Here is a 21,575-nt window from a genome sequence, read left to right as displayed (position 1 = left end):
CCTTATTTCTGCCAGGCAAGTTGATAAAGCATGAGTGCCAACGTTTTGACCCCTTCGGCAAGGTCGGTAATATTGGTGCGTTCCGCCGGGTTATGGCTGATCCCGTTGATGCTGGGAATGAAAATCATGCAGGTCGGCACGCGAGGCGCGAAAATTTGTGCGTCGTGCCCGGCACCACTGTGCATTACCCGGTAATTCAGTTTTTCGCTTTCACACAATTCTGTCAGGGTGGCGACAAGCTCCTTGTTCATCGGCACGGGTTCTTCATCCATCCATAAATCGATATCAATACCAATGTCCATTTCATCGCAAATCGCCCGCATGTCGTTTTCTAACTGTTGGGTAAAATCGCGCAACACGGCAGTGTCGGTATGACGACAATCAATAGTGAACGTGGTTTTACCCGGCACTACATTCACCGTATTCGGGCGCGGCTCCACCTTGCCAAAGGTCAGCACCAGCGGATCGCCCATCTTTTTCGCTTTCTCAACTGACTGATGGCAAATGCGACTGAAAGCGTAAACCGTATCACGACGATAACCCATCGGCGTGGTGCCTGCATGGTTTGATTCGCCGTTCAGCGTCACCGTGTAGCGACGTTGCCCGACAATCGCATTCACCACGCCAATTGACTGACCATTACTTTCCAGCACACAACCCTGTTCGATATGCAGTTCGACAAAGGCTTTGATGTCCTGACGCGGAGCCAGTGGGGCGGCGGGCAGAGTAAATCCACAAGCCTTCATCGCATCGACAAAACTATTTCCTTTGGCATCACAGATATTCCGCACGTCGTCAGGATTCGCCAGCCCAAAGATATTTTTACTGCCCCAGAAGACATACGGGAAGCGGCTGCCTTCTTCTTCCGCCATTGCCACCACTTCGACCGTTCGCAGCGGCGCGCCGTATTGCGTTTTCAGCCAGTCAATCGCCAGCCACGCCGCCAGTGCGCCGAATTGTCCGTCGAGGTTACCGCCGTTAACCACGGTATCAATATGCGAACCGCTCAGAATCACTTCCTGGGGGTATTCGCTGCCGTTCAGGCGGCCGTATAAATTCCCCACTTCATCGAAACGTGTTTCCAGCCCACTTGCTGCCATTCTTTTTTTAAATTGCTGCTGGGTTTCCAGCCACTCCGGCGAATAAAGTAAACGGGTCATTCCACCCGTTGGGTCAGCGCCAAAAGAGGAAAGCCAGGGCAGCGTTTCTTCTATGGCTTGACGGAAATGTGTAATCATAAGAAAGTCCTGTCTCAACAATTATTGCGCAAAGGGATTTTTCGTTTCGTATGACGTGTTATAAAGCGCGTCGGAAATTAAATACTGGTAAATATCATCAACAATTTCGATGCCTTCGACGGCGGCTTTGCGTTGTTTAATATCCTGATCCTGTCCGGGATAATAAACCTGGTTAAAACCGGGCGCGGGGGTTATGGCATTTAATTCGCGCATGGTCTGGCTAAGATGTTGACGGAATAATTCGCTGGAGGAGAAAAAATTCGGGTTAATAACTACATGTAATTGCCCTAAATTACGCCCGGCGTGTAAATCGTCATACATCGAACTGACCTGACGCCCGAACGGTAAGCCGAGTAAGACGCCTGAGAGGACGTCGATCATCATCATCAGGCCATAACCTTTCGGTCCGGCAGCCGGGAGCAGGGCGTTAACCGCGAAGGGATCGGTTGTTGGTGCACCGTTTTTATCGACCGCCCAGGTATCCGGGATAGACATATTGCGCGAGCGGGCGTCGAGCACTTTTCCCCATGCCTGTACGGTAGTCGCCATATCAAAAGTAAGAATCTCGTCGCCTTTTCCCGGCGCGGCAAAGGCCAGTGGGTTAGTGCCGTAGTAAATTTCCGCGCCGCCAAACGGCACCACCATTGGATCGGACTGGCACATCGAAATGCCAATCAATCCGGCGCGGGCTGCCTGCTGCACAAAATAAGAGATTGCGCCGCTGTGACCCATCCGGCTGATGCCGACCACCGCCACGCCATGTTGTTGGGCGGTTTTGATGGCATGTTCCATACCCATTTTCGCCGCGACCTGTCCGGCGGCATTGTCAGCATGTAAAATTGCCGAGCACGGTCCGGTTTCTTCAAGACGAAACGCTGGTTCGCGGTTGGTGCCGCCTTTTGATATGCGCTCTGCGTAGTATTCAACGCGCACCGCGCCATGAGAGTGGATCCCTCTGGCATCGGCGTAAACCAATACTTCAGCCACGGTTGCAGCGTGCTCACGTTTTAACCCAGCCTGACAGAGTTTATTCTCAATTAACTGGTGGAGTGTTTCCCGACTGATTTTCATCTGTCTTCCTTTTTAACGACGGTGTGAAGCATGACTGCAATTAACATACAGGGAAAATATCTGGATTATGTGATCCAGACAGGCAAAAAAATATAGTTAGAATTTATTTGATAATCCGCTCGCTTTTAACCTGGTTTTTAAAACAACTATGCTTATTAAAAAATAACGTGTAATAGTCTGGCGGTTATTTGAATTCTTTTGTTAATAATGTCTGTGTGATATTCATCACCTTATTTACTCGTTGTCATCGATACCGTAATCGCCACATTAACACTGCTCGTGCAATTGCCATGGGTGCAATTTTTAAGGAGTTGTTATGATCCACGCCTTTATTAAAAAAGGGTGTTTTCAGGATTCAGTCAGTTTAATGATTATTTCACGAAAACTCAGCGAATCAGAAAATGTTGATGATGTTACCGTAATGATGGGTACGCCCGCCAATAAAGCGTTACTAGAGACTACAGGTTTCTGGCATGACGATTTTAATCACGCCACGCCGAACGATATTTGCGTGGCAATTCGTAGCGAAGCGGCGGATGCGGGGATCGCGCAGGCGATTATGCAGCAGCTTGAAGAGGCGCTAAAGCAACTGGCGCAGGGAACGGGCAGCAGCCAGGCGTTGACGCAGGTACGTCGCTGGGACAGTGCCAGTCAGAAATTACCCGATGCCAATCTGGCGCTGATTTCAGTGGCTGGCGAGTATGCGGCGGAGCTGGCGAATCAGGCGCTGGATCGCAACCTCAACGTGATGATGTTCTCCGATAACGTCACGCTGGAAGATGAAATCCAACTTAAAACCCGCGCACGGGAAAAAGGCTTGCTGGTGATGGGGCCAGACTGCGGTACGTCGATGATTGCCGCCACGCCGCTGGCTTTTGCTAACGTGATGCCGGAAGGCAACATTGGCGTCATTGGCGCTTCCGGTACCGGGATTCAGGAACTGTGTTCGCAGATTGCACTGGCAGGTGAGGGAATTACTCACGCGATTGGTCTTGGCGGGCGCGACCTCAGCCGTGAAGTGGGCGGCATCAGTGCGCTAACGGCGCTGGAAATGTTAAGCACCGATGCGAAAAGCGAAGTGCTGGCATTTGTTTCAAAACCACCTGCCGAAGCTGTGCGTCTGAAAATTGTTAATGCCATGAAAGCAACCGGCAAACCAACGGTGGCGCTGTTTTTAGGTTATATCCCGGCGGTGGCCCGCGACGAAAATGTCTGGTTTGCCTCCTCGCTGGATGAGGCCGCGCGTCTGGCTTGCCTGCTTTCACGCATTACGGCGCGACGTAACGCAATAGCACCTGTCAGCAGCGGACTTATTTGCGGCTTGTATACCGGCGGTACGCTGGCCGCCGAAGCGGCGGGATTACTTGCCAGGCATCTTGGCGTGGTAGCCGACGATGCCCATCATCACGGCATGATGCTGGACGCCGATGGTCACCAGATCATTGACCTCGGCGATGATTTCTACACCGTCGGGCGTCCCCATCCGATGATCGACCCAACCTTACGCAACCAGTTAATTGCCGATCTCGGCGCTAAACCGCAAGTGCGCGTATTGCTGCTTGATGTGGTGATTGGCTTCGGTGCGACTGCCGATCCTGCAGCCTCGCTGGTAAGCGCCTGGCAAAAAGCCTGTGCCGCGCGTTCAGACAATCAACCACTGTATGCCATTGCCACAGTGACAGGCACTGAACGTGACCCGCAATGCCGCTCGCAACAAATCGCCACGCTGGAAGATGCGGGGATCACGGTAGTGAGTTCGCTGCCGGAAGCCACCTTGCTGGCGGCGGCGTTAATTCATCCGCTCTCGCCTGCCGCACAGCAACATACACCGTCATTACTGGAAAACGTCGCCGTGATTAACATCGGATTACGCAGCTTTGCGCTGGAGCTACAAAGCGCCAACAAACCGGTTGTGCATTACCAATGGTCGCCAGTCGCCGGCGGCAATAAAAAACTGGCTCGTTTATTAGAACGTTTGCAATAAGGGGTTCCCATGTTTACATCAGTGGCGCAAGCCAATGCTGCGGTTATCGAACAAATTCGTCGCGCTCGTCCACACTGGCTGGATGTGCAACCGGCTTCTTCACTCATTAATGAATTAAATCAGGGTAAAACACTGCTTCACGCCGGGCCGCCGATGCGCTGGCAGGAGATGACCGGCCCCATGAAAGGGGCGTGCGTGGGCGCATGTCTGTTCGAAGGCTGGGTGAAAGATGAAGCGCAGGCGCTGGCAATACTGGAGCAGGGGGAAGTGAACTTCATTCCTTGTCACCATGTGAATGCTGTCGGGCCAATGGGCGGAATTACTTCTGCCAGTATGCCGATGCTGGTGGTCGAGAACGTGACCGACGGTAACCGGGCGTACTGCAACCTCAACGAAGGTATCGGTAAAGTGATGCGTTTTGGCGCTTACGGCGAAGATGTCCTGACTCGCCATCGCTGGATGCGTGATGTGTTAATGCCGGTATTAAGCGCGGCGCTGGGGCGCATGGAGCGCGGTATCGATCTCACCGCGATGATGGCGCAGGGCATTACGATGGGCGATGAATTCCATCAACGCAATATTGCTTCCTCAGCACTGTTAATGCGTGCGCTGGCCCCACAAATTGCTCGCCTCGATCATGATAAACAGCACATTGCGGAAGTGATGGATTTCCTCAGCGTGACCGATCAGTTCTTCCTTAACCTCGCGATGGCTTACTGCAAGGCGGCGATGGATGCTGGTGCGATGATCCGCGCAGGCAGCATCGTCACGGCAATGACCCGCAACGGCAATATGTTCGGGATTCGGGTCAGCGGGCTGGGCGAACGCTGGTTTACTGCGCCTGTAAACACTCCCCAAGGTCTGTTTTTCACCGGCTTCTCGCAGGAGCAGGCGAACCCGGATATGGGCGATAGCGCGATTACCGAAACCTTTGGTATCGGTGGTGCGGCAATGATCGCCGCCCCTGGCGTAACACGCTTTGTCGGTGCAGGTGGTATGGAAGCAGCCAGAGCTGTATCTGAAGAGATGGCAGAAATCTTCCTTGAGCGCAATATGCAGTTGCAGATCCCTGGCTGGGATTTCCAGGGCGCGTGTCTGGGGCTGGATATTCGTCGCGTGGTAGAAACCGGTATTACACCACTCATCAATACGGGTATCGCCCATAAAGAGGCGGGGATCGGGCAGATTGGTGCAGGTACTGTGCGGGCACCGCTGGCGTGCTTTGAACAGGCGCTGGAAGCTCTGGCTGAAAGCATGGGGATTGGTTGAGGAACGCGCAATGACGATCATCCATCCTCTGCTTGCCAGCCGTAGTGCACCGAATTATCGCCAGTCCTGGCGGTTAGCGGGCGTGTGGCGGCGGGCGATTAACCTGATGACGGAAAGCGGTGAATTGTTAACGCTGCATCGTCAGGGTAGTGGTTTCGGTCCCGGAGGATGGGTGCTTCGCCGCGCGCAATTCGATGCGTTATGCGGTGGATTATGCGGCAATGAACGACCACAGGTTATGGCTCAAGGGATTCGCCTCGGTCGTTTCACGGTTAAACAGCCACAGCGTTATTGTTTGCTACGTATTACGCCGCCTGCGCATCCTCAACCGCTTGCAGCTACATGGATGCAACGCGCGGAGGAAACCGGGCTTTTCGGGCCACTGGCGTTGGCGGCAGGCGATCCGCTGCCTGCTGAATTACGCCAGTTTCGCCACTGTTTTCAGGCCGCGCTCACTGGTGTTAAGACCGACTGGCGGCACTGGCTGGGTAAAGGGCCGGGATTAACGCCGAGTCATGATGACACGCTAACGGGAATGCTGCTGGCAGCCTGGTATTATGGCGCTTTAGATGCGCGCTCCGGTCGCCCGTTTTTTGCCTGTTCCGACAATCTTCAACTCGTTACCACAGCGGTGAGCGTTAATTATTTACGTTATGCCGCGCACGGATATTTCGCCTCGCCACTCCTGCACTTTGTTCATGCTCTGAGTTGCACGAAACGTACTGCTGTGGCGATTGATTCGCTGCTGGCGCTGGGGCATACGTCAGGGGCAGATACGCTGCTGGGGTTCTGGCTTGGTCAACAATTATTACAAGGAACACCATGAAAACACTGGTTGTGGCTCTTGGGGGCAACGCCTTACTCCAGCGCGGCGAAGCGCTGACGGCAGAAAATCAATATCGCAATATTGCCAGTGCTGTTCCCGCGCTGGCGTGCCTGGCCCGTTCTTATCGGCTGGCGATTGTTCACGGCAACGGACCGCAGGTGGGGCTGCTGGCGTTACAGAATCTGGCGTGGAAAGAGGTAGAACCGTATCCGCTGGATGTGCTGGTGGCGGAAAGCCAGGGGATGATTGGCTATATGCTGGCGCAGAGCTTGAGCGCACAGCCGCAGATGCCGCCTGTCACGACGGTGCTGACGCGCATTGAAGTTTCGCCTGATGATCCGGCGTTTTTGCAGCCAGAGAAGTTTATCGGTCCGGTTTATCAGCCAGAAGAACAAGAGGCACTGGAAGCGGCTTATGGCTGGCAGATGAAACGTGATGGTAAATATTTACGCCGGGTGGTGGCGTCTCCGCAACCGCGTAAAATTCTCGACAGTGAAGCCATCGAGTTGTTGCTCAAAGAGGGGCATGTGGTGATTTGCAGTGGCGGCGGCGGTGTTCCGGTGACGGATGACGGAGCAGGGAGTGAAGCTGTGATTGATAAAGATCTCGCCGCGGCGTTGCTTGCCGAGCAGATTAATGCCGATGGACTGGTGATCCTCACCGATGCTGACGCGGTTTATGAAAACTGGGGAACGCCGCAGCAACGCGCCATTCGCCATGCCACACCGGATGAGTTAGCGCCATTTGCCAAAGCCGATGGGGCGATGGGACCGAAGGTAACGGCGGTGAGTGGTTATGTCAGAAGCCGTGGTAAACCTGCGTGGATTGGGGCGTTATCGCGGATTGAAGAGACGCTGGCGGGCGAAGCGGGGACCTGTATTTCGCTTTAGTCGTAGGCATTCGGTATTTGTGCCTGATGCGATGCTGATTATCCGACCTGGAAATATCACCGCTTCCGCAGGTCGGATAAGGCGTTCACGCCGCATCCGGCAGGAATATGAGTACCAGGTTAACTGAACTTACTCTGCGCCCACATCACGCCGCTGGCATACTCCGGCGGCAGCAGCGGGATTAATGCTTCCAGCGTCGCGGTCAGACGCGATGTGTCGCTGTCGGTCAAATTCAGATGCCCCACCTTACGGCCCGGACGCACTTCTTTGTCGTACCAGTGCAGATGCACCAGCGGCAGTTTCAGCCAGTCATAGTTCACATCGCTACCAATCAGGTTGATCATCACTGACGGGCTATTTACCACCGGTTGCGGTAACGGCAGATCGGTAATCGCCCGCAGATGCAGCTCAAACTGGCTGATGCTGGCACCGTTTTGTGTCCAGTGACCACTGTTATGCACACGCGGAGCCAGTTCGTTGATCAGCAGACCTTGCGGAGTGATAAAACACTCCATCGCCATCACGCCCACATAGCCCAGATCCTGCATAATCGCCGACAGCATCTCTTCGGCCTGCGCCTGCTGCTGTGCGTTGGCCTGCGGGAAAGCGACGCTGGTGCGCAAAATACCATCCTGATGCAGGTTATGCGTCAGCGGATAAAACACAGTGCTGCCATCAAAGCCGCGCGCGCCAACCAGCGATACTTCACCAGTGAAGTTAATGCCCTGCTCGACAATACATTCGCCGTAGCATTCAGCCGGTAACTGTGCGGTTTCATCGGCGCGTAAACGCCATTGACCGCGACCGTCATAGCCACCAGTGCGACGCTTAACAATCGCCAGTTCACCTAAACGATCAAACACCGCAGGCCACTCACTGCGATCGGCAAGTAACTGCCACGGTGCAGTCGGCAGGTGAAGCTTGTCGAAAAGCTGCTTCTGAGTCAGACGGTCGGCAATAATCGGGAACACATCGCGGTTCACAAAGGCCGGATGGCGTGCCAGCTCGCGCGTTAATGCGGTTTCCGGCCAGCGTTCGATCTCAGCGGTAATCACGCTTTGTTGAAAGGGCACCGCCGCCGGTTCAGCGTCCAGCCCGACCGGCCAGACAGCAATGCCTAACGGTTCGCCTGCCTGGCGCAACATACGGCCTAACTGCCCGTTACCGAGGACGCAAACCTGTTTCATGCCGCACCTCGCGGGTCCGGGTTTTCCAGCACTTCATCAGTCTGGGCTTTGCGCCAGTCATTCAAACGCTGGTGCAGTTCTTTATCATGAGTCGCAAGAATTTGTGCTGCCAGTAACGCGGCGTTTGCCGCGCCAGCTTTACCTATCGCCAGCGTACCCACCGGAATGCCGCGCGGCATTTGTACGATGGAGTAGAGGCTATCGACACCGCTCAGTGCGGCGCTCTGTACTGGCACACCCAGCACTGGCACCAGCGTTTTGGCGGCAATCATGCCCGGCAGGTGCGCTGCGCCGCCTGCGCCCGCAATAATCACCTGATAACCGTTCTCTTCGGCACTTTCGGCGAAGCTGAACAGTTTATCGGGGGTGCGGTGAGCAGAAACCACTTCAACGTGGTGCGGGACATTCAGGATTTCGAAGATTTCGGCGGCGAACTGCATGGTAGCCCAGTCGCTTTTGGACCCCATCACGATGGCGACACGCGCCGGATTATTGCGGGAAGACATGCGTCTTAAAACTCCTGTGGTGCACAACTCTCGGCTTTAGAGGGCACAGAGAATAGCACGGAAAGAGAGCAAGGAAAACGGTTGCGTGGCTGTGAAATCAGTAAAGTTGCGGGTATTTAAAACGGAAAATGAATCAGCTCAACGTCATCCGCCGTGACTTTCACCATTGAACCTTCCGTATGCCAGGCACCCAACACGACACGGAAAGCAGGTTGCTGATTGGCGATAAGTTCATGGATCGCCGGGCGATGGGTATGCCCGTGGATCAGCCATTGCACCTGATGTTTTTCCATCGCACTGACCACCGCGTTTTGGTTAACGTCCATGATCGCCAGCGATTTACTGCTGTTGGCTTCTTTGCTGTTCGCGCGCATTCGCGCGGCAATGCGTTTACGCACAAACAACGGCAGGGCGAGGAATAGCGTTTGCAGCCAGGGTTTGTGGACTTTGGCGCGAAAAGCCTGATAACCGATGTCATCGGTGCACAGCGTGTCGCCATGCATAATCAACACCCGGCGACCATAAAGTTCGAGCACTTTTTCTTCCGGCAATAACGTCATGCCACTCTCACAGGCAAAGCGTTTGCCAAGCAGAAAATCACGGTTGCCATGAATGAAATAACAGGGAACACCGGAATCGGACACCGCTTTGATCGCTGCGGCCATCTGGCGATGAAGTGGGTTGGGATCGTCATCGCCAATCCATGCTTCAAACAGATCGCCAAGAATATACAGCGCGTCGGCCTTGCGGGCTTCCCCCGCTAAAAAACGCAGAAAACCGGCGGTGATCGCCGGTTCTTCCACGCAGAGATGAAGATCTGCAATAAAGAGTGTCGCCACGATTACTCGCTAACGGTCACGCTTTCAATGATAACGTCTTCTTTTGGCACGTCCTGGTGCATACCGCTACGACCGGTTGCTACACCTTTGATTTTGTCAACCACGTCCATGCCTTCAACCACTTCAGCAAACACGCAGTAACCCCAACCTTGCAGGCTTTCGCCAGAGAAGTTCAGGAAGTCGTTATCAACCACGTTGATGAAGAACTGTGCAGTTGCAGAGTGCGGTGCCTGAGTACGGGCCATTGCCAGCGTACCGCGGGTGTTTTTCAGACCGTTGTTGGCTTCGTTTTTGATCGGTTCTTTGGTGGCTTTTTGCTTCATGCCTGGCTCAAAACCGCCGCCCTGAATCATAAAGCCGTTGATAACACGGTGGAAAATGGTGTTGTTGTAAAAACCTTCGCGGCAGTAGTCCAGGAAGTTTTTAACTGTTTCAGGTGCTTTATCGTCAAAAGTTTTGATGACAATATCGCCGTGATTGGTGTGGAAAGTAACCATTTTTGCATCCTGTTCCGTTTGATTGGTGCTTCAACCCGATTCGGGTCATATATAGGGTGGTGTTATAGCATAACCGCACGATCGGATCATCACGCAATGTATGCTGATTCGCGCGGGAAATATGGGTATTATACGCAACTCAATTACCCACACATGTCTAAACGGAATCTTCGATGCTAAAAATCTTCAATACTCTGACACGCCAAAAAGAGGAATTTAAGCCTATTCACGCCGGGGAAGTCGGCATGTACGTGTGTGGAATCACCGTTTACGATCTCTGTCATATCGGTCACGGGCGTACCTTTGTTGCCTTTGATGTGGTTGCACGCTATTTGCGTTTCCTCGGCTATAAGCTGAAGTATGTGCGCAACATTACCGATATCGACGACAAAATCATCAAGCGTGCCAATGAAAATGGCGAAAGCTTTGTAGCGCTGGTGGATCGCATGATCGCCGAAATGCACAAAGATTTTGATGCTTTGAACATTCTGCGCCCGGATATGGAGCCGCGCGCGACGCACCATATCGCAGAAATTATTGAGCTCACTGAGCAACTGATCGCCAAAGGTCACGCTTATGTGGCGGACAACGGCGACGTGATGTTCGACGTACCGACCGATCCAACCTATGGCGTGCTGTCGCGTCAGGATCTCGACCAGCTGCAGGCAGGCGCGCGCGTTGACGTGGTCGACGACAAACGCAACCCGATGGACTTCGTTCTGTGGAAGATGTCGAAAGAGGGCGAACCGAGCTGGCCGTCTCCGTGGGGCGCAGGCCGTCCAGGCTGGCACATTGAATGTTCGGCAATGAACTGCAAGCAGTTGGGTAACCACTTTGATATCCACGGCGGTGGTTCAGACCTGATGTTCCCACACCACGAAAACGAAATCGCTCAGTCCACCTGTGCCCATGATGGTCAGTATGTGAACTACTGGATGCACTCGGGGATGGTAATGGTTGACCGAGAGAAGATGTCCAAATCGCTGGGTAACTTCTTTACCGTGCGCGATGTGCTGAAATACTACGACGCGGAAACCGTGCGTTACTTCCTGATGTCGGGCCACTATCGCAGCCAGCTGAACTACAGCGAAGAGAACCTGAAGCAGGCACGCGCGGCGCTGGAGCGTCTCTACACTGCGCTGCGCGGCACAGATAAAACCGTTGCTCCTGCGGGTGGCGAAGCGTTTGAAGCGCGCTTTATTGAAGCGATGGACGACGATTTCAACACCCCGGAAGCCTATTCCGTGCTGTTTGATATGGCGCGTGAAGTGAACCGTCTGAAAGCAGAAGATATGGCAGCGGCGAACGCAATGGCGTCTCATCTGCGTAAACTTTCTGCCGTGCTGGGCCTGCTGGAGCAAGAACCAGAAGCATTCCTGCAAAGCGGCGCGCAGGCAGACGACAGCGAAGTGGCTGAGATTGAAGCCTTAATTCAACAGCGTCTGGATGCCCGTAAAGCCAAAGATTGGGCGGCGGCGGATGCGGCGCGTGACCGTCTTAACCAGATGGGGATCGTGCTTGAAGATGGTCCGCAAGGAACCACCTGGCGTCGTAAGTAAATACTCTATTGCCGGATGCGAGTTCTCGCATCCGGTTATCGCCTCCACCACCACAACATTCCCATCAGTACCATCCCCGGCAACCATACCCACATCAATTCAGAAATTATTACCTGATGACCGTACGGCGTGGTGTAACGAGACAACGCGAACGGCGCGACCTTAATCACCTGCCAGGAAGCGAAAAAGCGTTCATCTGACCACGGCCACAGCCAGCCAACGCCTTTACCGCCAGTGGTTACCGAATCCAGCAAGCTGTGCGATAACAAGGAGACGGTTAAAAACAGCCAGCAGCGAATCAGCCCAGCCCTGAACCATCGACGTCCAATCAGCACACATAACAGCGGGACAACAAACGCAAACACCAGCGAATGGGTAAACCCGCGATGACCAAAAACATTGCCGTAAGCAACGCCAAATTTAAACGACAATACGTCGGCATCGGGTAGCATCGCCAGGATGATTCCGGCAAATAACAGGCGCGGAGGGATGACTTTCGAACCCAACCCTAAACCAATGCAAAGGGGAACGGCGGCGTGCGTAATAACGGTTGGCATGATGGTCGCTTCGGCAAAATGTCGATGCTATCAGCATGGATGACAGGGACGTAGAGGACAAAAGTCTGAAAAGAGAACCGGCCTGTTGATACAGGCCGGGAAAGGGATCAGGCAACAACCTGTACGCTGTGACCTGCAAAACTCACTGTCTGACCGGCGACGATTTTGCAGCGTTTGCGCGTTTCAACCGCGCCGTCGACTTTTACCTGGCCTTCAGCAATCGCGATTTTCGCCTGTGCGCCGCTTTCGCTCCAGCCTTCCAGTTTCAGCAAGTCGCACAGCTCAACGTGCGGATGTTTACCTAAAGAAAATGTCGCCATGTTACTCACCCTGTGGATCATGATATTCAACGCACGCCTGTAGCGTGTTTTCGATCAGCGTGGCAACCGTCATCGGGCCAACGCCGCCCGGAACAGGCGTAATGTATGAGGCGCGTTTAGCCGCGTCTTCAAACACCACGTCGCCCACAACTTTGCCATTTTCCAGACGGTTGATGCCGACATCAATCACAATTGCGCCTTCTTTGATCCAGTCACCGGGAATAAAGCCTGGCTTACCGACGGCAACGATCAGTAGATCGGCATTTTCTACGTGATGACGCAGATTTTTAGTGAAGCGGTGAGTCACGGTGGTGGTGCAACCTGCGAGCAACAGTTCCATGCTCATTGGGCGACCGACGATATTCGATGCGCCAATCACCACGGCGTTAAGGCCGAAGGTATCAATGTTGTAACGCTCAAGCAGTGTGACGATACCACGCGGGGTGCAGGGGCGCAGACGTGGCGCGCGCTGGCACAGACGACCGACGTTATAAGGATGGAAACCGTCAACGTCTTTGTCCGGGTGAATTCGTTCCAGCACTTTGACGTTATCAATACCCGCCGGTAACGGCAGTTGGACCAGAATGCCATCAATGGTGTTGTCGGCATTCAGCGCATCGATAAGCTCCAGCAGCTCCGCTTCGCTGGTGGTTTCCGGGAGGTCATAAGAACGGGAGACGAACCCGACTTCTTCACAAGCTTTGCGTTTGCTTGCGACATAAATTTGCGATGCAGGGTTGCTACCCACCAGTACTACGGCCAGTCCTGGTGCCCGCAGTCCAGCTGCAATACGTGCCTGAACTTTTTGAGCAACTTCAGAGCGCACCTGCTGCGCAATCGTTTTACCGTCAATAATCTTTGCTGCCATCAGAGAGAGGATTCCATCTGTTACGTAGGTCGAAGGGGATGCGCCTATTTTGTCAGAAGCGGGGCGCGCTGTCAGGTTTCGTTTCAGATTTATCGTGTGAAGCGGCCTCTTGCGAAGGTGAGGCACACCGTCGCTGAGATTGAAAACTTCATTTTTCGTCCATGATGACGTTGTAAATCTGGAACTGATTTATTTCCTTGTCTAAGGATTAAGATAATTTAAGAAATACCTGACAATATAAAAAGAATTTTCAGCCTGGTAATTTACCGCTTCAGGTCTATATTTGTGTTGAATATATTTTGCGCGGAAATATTCATCTGACGGGGCTCTCTATTTTTTAGAATAGAGTGCATATTTTCAATTAAGACCTTCTTAGAGGATAAAAAGGAATTTTACTACTATCAGTGTCTTAAATAAAGTAATCGGTTATATACGGATGTGGAGTCGATAAATGAGATTGAAGGAATATATATGAAATTAAGATTTATTTCGTCTGCGCTGGCTGCCGCACTATTCGCCGCTACGGGTAGTTATGCTGCCGTTGTAGATGGCGGTACAATTCACTTTGAAGGCGAACTGGTGAATGCTGCCTGTTCAGTGAATACTGACTCGGCAGACCAGGTTGTCACACTCGGTCAATATCGTACCGATATTTTCAATGCTGTTGGTAATACCTCTGCATTAATTCCATTCACTATACAGTTGAACGACTGCGATCCTGTTGTTGCCGCTAATGCTGCCGTTGCATTTTCTGGTCAGGCGGATGCAATCAATGATAATTTATTGGCCATTGCATCCAGTACCAATACAACAACAGCAACGGGTGTCGGTATTGAAATACTTGATAATACATCCGCAATTCTCAAACCTGATGGGAATAGCTTCTCAACCAACCAGAACTTGATCCCCGGGACCAACGTTCTTCATTTTTCTGCGCGTTATAAAGGCACCGGTACAAGTGCATCAGCAGGGCAAGCAAATGCTGACGCGACTTTTATTATGAGATACGAATAATCAAAACTACGTAGTTTTGAATTATATATCACGTCTTATAACAAAGTAATGTACCGGTTGTCTGAAGCGGTATGGTGGCAATGTAAATCGAAATCACGCTCACTTTGTATCATGCCGCTTTATTAAATGAAAAGGGAATGATGTGTTGTAATAAACCAAAGCAATCATTTCTTTATACTCCTTATTTTTGCCGTCAGGAATACACAAGGCGTATTAACTATGATGACTAAAATAAAGTTATTGATGCCCATTATATTTTATTTAATCATTTCGGCCAGCGCCCATGCTGCCGGAGGGATCGCATTAGGTGCCACGCGTATTATTTATCCCGCTGATGCTAAACAGACTGCGGTATGGATTAGAAATAGCCATACCAATGAGCGCTTTCTGGTCAATTCGTGGATTGAAAACAGTAGCGGTGTAAAAGAAAAGTCATTCATCATTACACCGCCACTGTTTGTTAGTGAACCCAAAAGCGAAAATACCTTGCGTATTATTTACACCGGTCCACCGCTGGCGGCAGATCGTGAGTCTTTGTTCTGGATGAATGTTAAGACGATCCCTTCGGTAGATAAAAATGCATTGAACGGCAGGAATGTTTTGCAACTGGCGATTTTATCGCGCATGAAGTTATTTCTCCGTCCAATTCAACTACAAGAATTACCCGCAGAAGCGCCGGACACACTCAAGTTTTCGCGATCCGGTAACTATATCAATGTTCATAATCCATCACCTTTTTATGTCACCCTGGTTAACCTGCAAGTGGGCAGCCAAAAGTTGGGGAATGCTATGGCTGCACCCAGAGTTAATTCACAAATTCCCTTACCCTCAGGAGTACAGGGAAAGCTGAAATTTCAGACCGTTAATGATTATGGTTCAGTAACCCCGGTCAGAGAAGTGAACTTAAACTAACCGAATCATCTGACAATATCAGAGCTAATTATGAAAATACCCACTACTACGGATATTCCGCAGAGGTATACCTGGTGTCTGGCCGGAATTTGTTATTCATCTCTTGCCATTTTACCCTCCTTTTTAAGCTATGCGGAAAGTTATTTCAACCCGGCATTTTTATTAGAGAATGGCACATCCGTTGCTGATTTATCGCGCTTTGAGAGAGGTAATCATCAACCTGCGGGTGTGTATCGGGTGGATCTCTGGCGTAATGATGAGTTCATTGGTTCACAGGATATCGTATTTGAATCGACGACAGTAAATACAGGTGATAAATCAGGTGGGTTAATGCCTTGTTTTAACCAGGCACTCCTTGAACGAATTGGCCTTAATAGCAGTGCATTTCCCGAGTTAGCTCAGCAGCAAAACAATAAATGCATCAATTTACTGAAAGCTATACCTGATGCCACAATTAACTTCGATTTTGCAGCGATGCGCCTGAACATCACTATTCCTCAGATAGCGTTGTTGAGTAGCGCTCACGGTTACATTCCGCCTGAAGAGTGGGATGAAGGTATTCCTGCTTTACTCCTGAATTATAATTTCACCGGTAACAGAGGTAATGGTAACGATAGCTATTTTTTTAGTGAACTCAGTGGGATTAATATTGGCCCGTGGCGTTTACGCAACAATGGTTCCTGGAACTATTTTCGCGGAAATGGATATCATTCAGAACAGTGGAATAATATTGGCACCTGGGTACAGCGCGCCATTATTCCGCTGAAAAGTGAACTGGTAATGGGAGACGGTAATACAGGGAGTGATATTTTCGATGGCGTCGGATTTCGAGGTGTACGGCTTTATTCTTCTGATAATATGTATCCAGATAGCCAGCAAGGGTTTGCCCCAACGGTACGTGGGATTGCCCGTACGGCGGCCCAGCTAACGATTCGGCAAAATGGTTTTATTATCTATCAAAGCTATGTTTCCCCCGGCGCTTTCGAAATTACAGATTTGCACCCGACATCTTCAAATGGCGATCTGGACGTCACCATCGACGAGCGCGATGGTAATCAGCAGAATTACACTATTCCGTATTCAACAGTGCCAATTTTACAACGCGAAGGGCGTTTCAAATTTGACCTGACGGCGGGCGATTTTCGTAGCGGTAATAGTCAGCAATCGTCGCCTTTCTTTTTTCAGGGCACGGCACTCGGCGGTTTACCACAGGAATTTACTGCCTACGGCGGGACGCAATTATCTGCAAATTACACCGCCTTTTTGTTAGGGCTGGGGCGCAACCTCGGGAACTGGGGCGCAGTATCGCTGGATGTAACGCATGCGCGCAGTCAGTTAGCCGACGACAGTCGTCATGAGGGGGATTCCATTCGCTTCCTCTATGCGAAATCAATGAACACTTTCGGCACCAATTTTCAGTTAATGGGTTACCGCTATTCGACACAAGGTTTTTATACCCTTGATGATGTTGCGTATCGTCGAATGGAGGGGTACGAATATGATTACGATTATGACGGTGAGCATCGCGATGAACCGATAATCGTGAATTACCACAATTTACGCTTTAGTCGTAAAGACCGTTTGCAGTTAAATATTTCACAATCACTTAATGACTTTGGCTCGCTTTATATTTCTGGTACCCATCAAAAATACTGGAATACTTCGGATTCAGATACCTGGTATCAGGTGGGGTATACCAGCAGCTGGGTTGGCATCAGTTATTCACTCTCATTTTCGTGGAATGAATCTGTAGGGATCCCCGATAACGAACGTATTGTCGGACTTAATGTTTCAGTGCCTTTCAATGTTCTGACCAAACGTCGCTACACCCGGGAAAATGCGCTCGATCGCGCTTATGCCTCCTTTAACGCCAACCGTAACAGCAACGGGCAAAATAGCTGGCTGGCAGGCGTTGGTGGGACCTTACTGGAAGGCCACAACCTGAGTTATCACGTAAGCCAGGGCGATACCTCGAATAATGGGTACACGGGCAGCGCCACGGCAAACTGGCAGGCCGCTTACGGTACGCTGGGGGTCGGGTATAACTACGACCGCGATCAACATGACGTTAACTGGCAGCTGTCTGGCGGTGTGGTCGGGCATGAAAATGGTATAACGCTGAGCCAGCCTTTAGGGGATACCAATGTTTTGATTAAAGCGCCTGGCGCAGGCGGTGTACGCATTGAAAATCAAACTGGAATTTTAACCGACTGGCGCGGCTATGCGGTGATGCCGTATGCCACGGTTTATCGGTATAACCGTATCGCGCTTGATACCAATACGATGGGGAATTCCATCGATGTTGAAAAAAATATTAGCAGCGTTGTGCCGACGCAAGGCGCGTTGGTTCGTGCCAATTTTGATACCCGCATAGGCGTGCGGGCGCTCATTACCGTTACCCAGGGCGGAAAACCGGTGCCGTTTGGATCACTGGTACGGGAAAACAGTACCGGAATAACCAGTATGGTGGGTGATGACGGGCAAGTTTATTTAAGTGGTGCGCCATTGTCTGGTGAATTACTGGTTCAGTGGGGAGACGGCGCGAACTCACGCTGCATTGCGCACTATGTATTGCCGAAGCAAAGCTTACAGCAAGCCGTCACTGTTATTTCGGCAGTTTGCACACATCCTGGCTCATAAAGGAAATTATCAATGAAGATAATCTGCAGGTCATTATTGGCAATGGCATGTTTGTGGTTAACAAACATATCCTGGGCTACTGTTTGTGCAAATAGTACTGGCGTAGCAGAAGATGAACACTATGATCTCTCAAATGTTTTTAATAGCACCAATAACCAGCCAGGTCAGATTGTTGTTTTACCGGAAAAATCCGGCTGGGTAGGTGTGTCAGCAATTTGCCCACCCGGCACGCTGGTGAATTATACATACCGTAGTTATGTCACCAACTTTGTTGTTCAGGAAACTATCGATAATTATAAATATATGCAATTAAATGATTATCTATTAGGTGCGATGAGTCTGGTTGATAGCGTGATGGATATTCAGTTTCCCCCGCAAAATTATATCCGTATGGGAACAGATCCTAACGTTTCGCAAAACCTTCCGTTCGGGGTGATGGATTCTCGTTTGATATTTCGTTTAAAGGTTATTCGTCCTTTTATTAACATGGTGGAGATCCCCAGACAGGTGATGTTTACCGTGTATGTGACATCAACGCCTTACGATCCGTTGGTTACACCTGTTTATACCATTAGTTTTGGTGGCCGGGTTGAAGTACCGCAAAACTGCGAATTAAATACCGGGCAAATTGTTGAATTTGATTTTGGTGATATCGGTGCATCGTTATTTAGTGCGGCAGGGCCGGGGAATCGACCTAATGGTGTCATGCCGCAAACCAAGAATATTGCGATCAAATGTACGAATGTTGCTGCGCAGGCTTATTTAACAATGCGTCTGGAAGCCAGTGCCGTTTCTGGTCAGGCGATGGTGTCGGACAATCAGGATTTAGGTTTTATTGTCGCCGATCAGAACGATACGCCGATCACGCCTAACGATCTCAATAGCGTTATTCCTTTCCGTCTGGATGCAGCTGCGGCAGCCAATGTCACACTTCGCGCCTGGCCTATCAGTATTACCGGTCAAAAACCGACCGAAGGGCCGTTTAGCGCGCTGGGGTATTTACGCGTCGATTATCAATGAGGTATGGAGAATGAGAAGAGAACTCTTTAGCTGTTTCTGCGGGCTACTGTGGAGTTCCAGTGGATGGGCAGCTGACCCTTTAGGAACGATTAATATCAATTTGCACGGTAACGTTGTTGATTTCTCCTGTACCGTAAACACAGCGGATATTGATAAGACGGTAGATTTAGGCAGATGGCCTACGACACAACTACTGACCGCTGGCGATACCACGGCACTCGTCCCTTTTAGCCTGCGGCTGGAGGGATGTCCTCCGGGTTCAGTCGCGATTTTATTTACGGGAACGCCGGCATCCGATACCAACCTGCTGGCCCTGGACGATCCCGCAATGGCACAAACCGTCGCTATCGAATTACGCAAGAGCGATCGCTCCCGGCTTGCGCTGGGCGAGGCGAGCCCGACTGAGGAGGTAGATGCAAATGGCAATGTAACGCTAAACTTTTTTGCCAATTATCGAGCGTTAGCCAGCGGTGTCCAACCAGGTGTGGCGAAAGCGGATGCGATATTTATGATCAATTATAATTAATATTATATTAATTCATATAATTTGGCGTAGTCGATAAGTTCTACAATTGAATGCAAACCGAGTTTGCCATAAATATTAGATTTATGCGCACTAATTGTTTTATTGCTAAGTAATAGTTTGTCGGCAATTTCTTTATTAGATAATCCGCTAACCAGATAGCGTAATATAGTCACTTCACGATTAGATAGCACTGTAGCTGTTGAATTATTGGTGCTGCATTTATTACTTTTTATATAGTTGAGCGTTTCACTGGGAAAAAAAGTGTATCCAGAGAGAATCATCTGAACGGCATGAAAAATATCATTCTGATCATTGCATTTACTGACAAAACCGTTAGCACCCGCTTGTATCGCTCTGCCAGCATAAAAGCATTCTGATTTCGATGATAAAAATAATACTTTCACCGTACTCTGGATTTGTTTGATTCTTTTCAGGAAGGTAAAACCGTCTGTACCGGGTAAGTCTATATCCATAATGATTAAATCAACAGGACGGGTTCGGAGATAATCGATGGTTATGCGGTAATCATCCGTTTTCAGGACAATCTGCAATTCACTGTTTTTTTGCAACAGAACTTCAATGGACATTCTGATGATAGGATGGGTATCCATAATGATCACCGACGTTGGTTTCATAGTTACCAGTCTCATAGGATCGGACAATTTTCCGTTAGGGCGGGAAATTGTACTTTGATACATGAAAATACGGGTTTTCTTGATTCAGACGCACAGCGGTGTACGTTTGTTTGCCGCTATAGCGAAATAAATCAGAAAATCAGACGCGGTCGTTCACTTGTTCAGCAACCAGATCAAAAGCCATTGACTCAGCAAGGGTTGACCGTATAATTCACGCGATTACACCGCATTGCGGTATCAACGCGCCCTTAGCTCAGTTGGATAGAGCAACGACCTTCTAAGTCGTGGGCCGCAGGTTCGAATCCTGCAGGGCGCGCCATTTCTTCTTCATTTATGCCAGTCTTATCTGTTTCCGCTTTGCCCTTCACCACATCACTTTTTGTCGCTGTTTGGCGAGATAATTCAACGGTGTCAGGCCGTAAAACGCCTTAAAAACAGAGATAAAGTACGACGTGCTGCTATAGCCACATAATTGCGCTACCTGAGTGATATTTTTGTTATCCATCAATAACATCTGTACGGCGTAACGCATACGACACTCTGTGACAATCTGGCTATAGCTGGTATTTTCGTTTTTTAATTTCTTTTTGAGCAGGCTGGGGCTTAAACAGAGCGAACTGGCGACAATTCGCAGATTCCAGTAATGCTGAATATCGCTTTGAATAATGCGGCAGACGCTGTCGCGGACGCTGCTGCGTAAGATATACATCAGTAGGGCAATAAACCGCGATTGCTCAAGAAAGTTAGACAATACGGTAAAAAGCAATGCGCGCGTCAACTCCGCTTCGCAGGGTTTGCTGGGTTGCTGCTTGCTGTGGTTGGCGGCTAGCCGGAACACTTCCGGTGTACGGCTATGACAAGCGATAACCGGGGTAGCCAGCCGCGACCAGGGCTTTACGCAGGTTAAGTTCTTATTTAAAAACAACAGATAATCGTTGATGATGTTACGGTTGATGTGGGTGATTAATACGTGATTTAACGTTGAGAGTTCAATGATGTTATTGTTGCACGCGAAGGCGGCCAGGTAATTTTTCGGAAGGGTAAACGTAGCATGGTTATTGACGCTTACCTCTACCTCTTTTTCGGTCAGGATCACCACGCAAGGTTCACTGCTGCTCAATTGCATTTCGCACTCCTCAGATATCAGAAACTCCGCTCAAAGGATCTATGCTTCCTGCATGAGTGATCGGCCCGTTCGCCGATAACGATCTTCTTTC

General features: G+C 50.5%; 21 protein-coding genes and 1 tRNA gene. 11 read left to right on the top strand and 11 right to left on the bottom strand.

The window, feature by feature from the left end; all coding sequences use genetic code 11:
* Nucleotides 1–2 precede the first annotated feature (2 nt).
* Nucleotides 3–1,238 (bottom strand): allantoate deiminase, encoded by a 1,236-nt coding sequence (allC, locus tag FQZ95_RS04260; RefSeq protein ID WP_160529909.1) that lies wholly within the window; start codon nucleotides 1,236–1,238, stop codon nucleotides 3–5.
* 21 nt (nucleotides 1,239–1,259) lie between these two features.
* On the bottom strand, nucleotides 1,260–2,309 hold the full coding sequence (allD, locus tag FQZ95_RS04255) for an ureidoglycolate dehydrogenase (protein ID WP_032183526.1): 1,050 nt from the start codon (nucleotides 2,307–2,309) through the stop codon (nucleotides 1,260–1,262).
* Between the two features lie 316 nt (nucleotides 2,310–2,625).
* Between allD and FQZ95_RS04250 the strand changes: the two genes are divergently transcribed.
* The 4 genes from FQZ95_RS04250 to FQZ95_RS04235 are packed head-to-tail and all read left to right on the top strand — an operon-like array spanning nucleotide 2,626 to nucleotide 7,278.
* Nucleotides 2,626–4,293 carry an acyl-CoA synthetase FdrA gene (locus tag FQZ95_RS04250; RefSeq protein ID WP_032183527.1) on the top strand — a complete coding sequence of 556 codons (1,668 nt, stop codon included), beginning with the start codon at nucleotides 2,626–2,628 and terminating at the stop codon, nucleotides 4,291–4,293.
* Between the two features lie 9 nt (nucleotides 4,294–4,302).
* A complete protein-coding gene (locus FQZ95_RS04245; protein ID WP_032183528.1) occupies nucleotides 4,303–5,562 on the top strand; it encodes a DUF1116 domain-containing protein in 1,260 nt (419 codons plus the stop codon).
* 10 nt (nucleotides 5,563–5,572) lie between these two features.
* Nucleotides 5,573–6,388, top strand: coding sequence for a DUF2877 domain-containing protein (locus FQZ95_RS04240; RefSeq protein WP_032183530.1), 816 nt, complete (start codon nucleotides 5,573–5,575; stop codon nucleotides 6,386–6,388).
* The gene (locus FQZ95_RS04235) at nucleotides 6,385–7,278 is read left to right on the top strand and encodes a carbamate kinase (RefSeq protein WP_032183532.1); all 894 of its coding nucleotides are present in this window, start codon (nucleotides 6,385–6,387) and stop codon (nucleotides 7,276–7,278) included. The genes FQZ95_RS04240 and FQZ95_RS04235 overlap by 4 nt, the downstream gene beginning before the upstream one ends.
* 119 nt (nucleotides 7,279–7,397) lie before the next feature.
* On the opposite strand, the gene purK is transcribed toward FQZ95_RS04235, so the two are convergent.
* The 4 genes from purK to ppiB all read right to left on the bottom strand — a co-directional run bounded on the left by purK (nucleotide 7,398) and on the right by ppiB (nucleotide 10,307).
* Nucleotides 7,398–8,465 carry a 5-(carboxyamino)imidazole ribonucleotide synthase gene (gene purK, locus FQZ95_RS04230; protein WP_088541946.1) on the bottom strand — a complete coding sequence of 356 codons (1,068 nt, stop codon included), beginning with the start codon at nucleotides 8,463–8,465 and terminating at the stop codon, nucleotides 7,398–7,400.
* The gene (gene purE / locus FQZ95_RS04225; RefSeq protein WP_001295318.1) at nucleotides 8,462–8,971 is read right to left on the bottom strand and encodes a 5-(carboxyamino)imidazole ribonucleotide mutase; all 510 of its coding nucleotides are present in this window, start codon (nucleotides 8,969–8,971) and stop codon (nucleotides 8,462–8,464) included. Before purE ends, purK begins: the two co-directional genes overlap by 4 nt.
* Before the next feature lie 116 nt (nucleotides 8,972–9,087).
* The gene (gene lpxH / locus FQZ95_RS04220; RefSeq protein ID WP_088541947.1) at nucleotides 9,088–9,810 is read right to left on the bottom strand and encodes a UDP-2,3-diacylglucosamine diphosphatase; all 723 of its coding nucleotides are present in this window, start codon (nucleotides 9,808–9,810) and stop codon (nucleotides 9,088–9,090) included.
* A gap of 2 nt (nucleotides 9,811–9,812) precedes the next feature.
* A complete protein-coding gene (gene ppiB, locus FQZ95_RS04215) occupies nucleotides 9,813–10,307 on the bottom strand; it encodes a peptidylprolyl isomerase B (RefSeq protein ID WP_000256002.1) in 495 nt (164 codons plus the stop codon).
* A 173-nt stretch (nucleotides 10,308–10,480) separates the two neighbouring features.
* Between ppiB and cysS the strand changes: the two genes are divergently transcribed.
* Nucleotides 10,481–11,866 carry a cysteine--tRNA ligase gene (gene cysS / locus FQZ95_RS04210; RefSeq protein WP_000912346.1) on the top strand — a complete coding sequence of 462 codons (1,386 nt, stop codon included), beginning with the start codon at nucleotides 10,481–10,483 and terminating at the stop codon, nucleotides 11,864–11,866.
* Between the two features lie 35 nt (nucleotides 11,867–11,901).
* Here the strand turns inward: cysS and FQZ95_RS04205 are convergent, their stop codons facing one another.
* The 3 genes from FQZ95_RS04205 to folD all read right to left on the bottom strand — a co-directional run bounded on the left by FQZ95_RS04205 (nucleotide 11,902) and on the right by folD (nucleotide 13,611).
* Nucleotides 11,902–12,423, bottom strand: coding sequence for a metal-dependent hydrolase (locus FQZ95_RS04205; protein WP_160529908.1), 522 nt, complete (start codon nucleotides 12,421–12,423; stop codon nucleotides 11,902–11,904).
* A gap of 107 nt (nucleotides 12,424–12,530) precedes the next feature.
* A complete protein-coding gene (gene ybcJ, locus FQZ95_RS04200; protein WP_000190288.1) occupies nucleotides 12,531–12,743 on the bottom strand; it encodes a ribosome-associated protein YbcJ in 213 nt (70 codons plus the stop codon).
* A gap of 1 nt (nucleotide 12,744) precedes the next feature.
* A complete protein-coding gene (gene folD / locus FQZ95_RS04195) occupies nucleotides 12,745–13,611 on the bottom strand; it encodes a bifunctional methylenetetrahydrofolate dehydrogenase/methenyltetrahydrofolate cyclohydrolase FolD (RefSeq protein WP_000729155.1) in 867 nt (288 codons plus the stop codon).
* Nucleotides 13,612–14,082: 471 nt separating this feature from the next.
* On the opposite strand from folD, the gene fimA reads away from it, so the two are divergent.
* From fimA to sfmF, 5 genes are all read left to right on the top strand, one after another.
* The gene (gene fimA, locus FQZ95_RS04190) at nucleotides 14,083–14,625 is read left to right on the top strand and encodes a type 1 fimbrial major subunit FimA (RefSeq protein ID WP_000776555.1); all 543 of its coding nucleotides are present in this window, start codon (nucleotides 14,083–14,085) and stop codon (nucleotides 14,623–14,625) included.
* Nucleotides 14,626–14,844: 219 nt separating this feature from the next.
* Nucleotides 14,845–15,537, top strand: a complete 693-nt coding sequence (fimC, locus tag FQZ95_RS04185) for a type 1 fimbria chaperone FimC (protein ID WP_000988389.1) — start codon at nucleotides 14,845–14,847, stop codon at nucleotides 15,535–15,537.
* A gap of 30 nt (nucleotides 15,538–15,567) precedes the next feature.
* On the top strand, nucleotides 15,568–18,177 hold the full coding sequence (locus FQZ95_RS04180; protein ID WP_160529907.1) for a fimbrial biogenesis usher protein: 2,610 nt from the start codon (nucleotides 15,568–15,570) through the stop codon (nucleotides 18,175–18,177).
* A gap of 12 nt (nucleotides 18,178–18,189) precedes the next feature.
* The gene (gene fimH, locus FQZ95_RS04175; protein WP_160529906.1) at nucleotides 18,190–19,197 is read left to right on the top strand and encodes a type 1 fimbria D-mannose specific adhesin FimH; all 1,008 of its coding nucleotides are present in this window, start codon (nucleotides 18,190–18,192) and stop codon (nucleotides 19,195–19,197) included.
* 10 nt (nucleotides 19,198–19,207) lie between these two features.
* Complete coding sequence (gene sfmF, locus FQZ95_RS04170) at nucleotides 19,208–19,723, top strand: fimbria assembly protein (RefSeq protein WP_160529905.1); 516 nt, start codon at nucleotides 19,208–19,210, stop codon at nucleotides 19,721–19,723.
* Between the two features lie 2 nt (nucleotides 19,724–19,725).
* Here sfmF and fimZ read toward each other — a convergent pair whose 3' ends face one another.
* On the bottom strand, nucleotides 19,726–20,358 hold the full coding sequence (fimZ, locus tag FQZ95_RS04165) for a fimbria biosynthesis transcriptional regulator FimZ (RefSeq protein WP_000805420.1): 633 nt from the start codon (nucleotides 20,356–20,358) through the stop codon (nucleotides 19,726–19,728).
* Between the two features lie 242 nt (nucleotides 20,359–20,600).
* Between fimZ and FQZ95_RS04160 the strand changes: the two genes are divergently transcribed.
* A tRNA-Arg gene (locus FQZ95_RS04160) sits at nucleotides 20,601–20,677 on the top strand.
* 45 nt (nucleotides 20,678–20,722) lie between these two features.
* On the opposite strand, the gene envY is transcribed toward FQZ95_RS04160, so the two are convergent.
* Nucleotides 20,723–21,484, bottom strand: a complete 762-nt coding sequence (gene envY, locus FQZ95_RS04155; protein WP_112912134.1) for a DNA-binding transcriptional regulator EnvY — start codon at nucleotides 21,482–21,484, stop codon at nucleotides 20,723–20,725.
* Nucleotides 21,485–21,575: the final 91 nt, after the last annotated feature.

Source organism: Escherichia sp. HH41S, from assembly GCF_009820115.1.
In the GTDB taxonomy this organism is placed as follows: domain Bacteria; phylum Pseudomonadota; class Gammaproteobacteria; order Enterobacterales; family Enterobacteriaceae; genus Escherichia; species Escherichia coli_F.
This window is presented reverse-complemented; position numbering and strand designations above follow the sequence as displayed.

What these genes read in the sequence shown, in the direction of transcription:
- allC (WP_160529909.1), bottom strand. Translation starts at nt 1,238, where the DNA reads ATGATTACACATTTCCGTCAAGCCATAGAAGAAACGCTGCCCTGGCTT.
- allD (WP_032183526.1), bottom strand. Translation starts at nt 2,309, where the DNA reads ATGAAAATCAGTCGGGAAACACTCCACCAGTTAATTGAGAATAAACTC.
- FQZ95_RS04250 (WP_032183527.1), top strand. Translation starts at nt 2,626, where the DNA reads ATGATCCACGCCTTTATTAAAAAAGGGTGTTTTCAGGATTCAGTCAGT.
- FQZ95_RS04245 (WP_032183528.1), top strand. Translation starts at nt 4,303, where the DNA reads ATGTTTACATCAGTGGCGCAAGCCAATGCTGCGGTTATCGAACAAATT.
- FQZ95_RS04240 (WP_032183530.1), top strand. Translation starts at nt 5,573, where the DNA reads ATGACGATCATCCATCCTCTGCTTGCCAGCCGTAGTGCACCGAATTAT.
- FQZ95_RS04235 (WP_032183532.1), top strand. Translation starts at nt 6,385, where the DNA reads ATGAAAACACTGGTTGTGGCTCTTGGGGGCAACGCCTTACTCCAGCGC.
- purK (WP_088541946.1), bottom strand. Translation starts at nt 8,465, where the DNA reads ATGAAACAGGTTTGCGTCCTCGGTAACGGGCAGTTAGGCCGTATGTTG.
- purE (WP_001295318.1), bottom strand. Translation starts at nt 8,971, where the DNA reads ATGTCTTCCCGCAATAATCCGGCGCGTGTCGCCATCGTGATGGGGTCC.
- ppiB (WP_000256002.1), bottom strand. Translation starts at nt 10,307, where the DNA reads ATGGTTACTTTCCACACCAATCACGGCGATATTGTCATCAAAACTTTT.
- cysS (WP_000912346.1), top strand. Translation starts at nt 10,481, where the DNA reads ATGCTAAAAATCTTCAATACTCTGACACGCCAAAAAGAGGAATTTAAG.
- FQZ95_RS04205 (WP_160529908.1), bottom strand. Translation starts at nt 12,423, where the DNA reads ATGCCAACCGTTATTACGCACGCCGCCGTTCCCCTTTGCATTGGTTTA.
- ybcJ (WP_000190288.1), bottom strand. Translation starts at nt 12,743, where the DNA reads ATGGCGACATTTTCTTTAGGTAAACATCCGCACGTTGAGCTGTGCGAC.
- folD (WP_000729155.1), bottom strand. Translation starts at nt 13,611, where the DNA reads ATGGCAGCAAAGATTATTGACGGTAAAACGATTGCGCAGCAGGTGCGC.
- fimA (WP_000776555.1), top strand. Translation starts at nt 14,083, where the DNA reads ATGAAATTAAGATTTATTTCGTCTGCGCTGGCTGCCGCACTATTCGCC.
- fimC (WP_000988389.1), top strand. Translation starts at nt 14,845, where the DNA reads ATGATGACTAAAATAAAGTTATTGATGCCCATTATATTTTATTTAATC.
- FQZ95_RS04180 (WP_160529907.1), top strand. Translation starts at nt 15,568, where the DNA reads ATGAAAATACCCACTACTACGGATATTCCGCAGAGGTATACCTGGTGT.
- fimH (WP_160529906.1), top strand. Translation starts at nt 18,190, where the DNA reads ATGAAGATAATCTGCAGGTCATTATTGGCAATGGCATGTTTGTGGTTA.
- sfmF (WP_160529905.1), top strand. Translation starts at nt 19,208, where the DNA reads ATGAGAAGAGAACTCTTTAGCTGTTTCTGCGGGCTACTGTGGAGTTCC.
- fimZ (WP_000805420.1), bottom strand. Translation starts at nt 20,358, where the DNA reads ATGAAACCAACGTCGGTGATCATTATGGATACCCATCCTATCATCAGA.
- envY (WP_112912134.1), bottom strand. Translation starts at nt 21,484, where the DNA reads ATGCAATTGAGCAGCAGTGAACCTTGCGTGGTGATCCTGACCGAAAAA.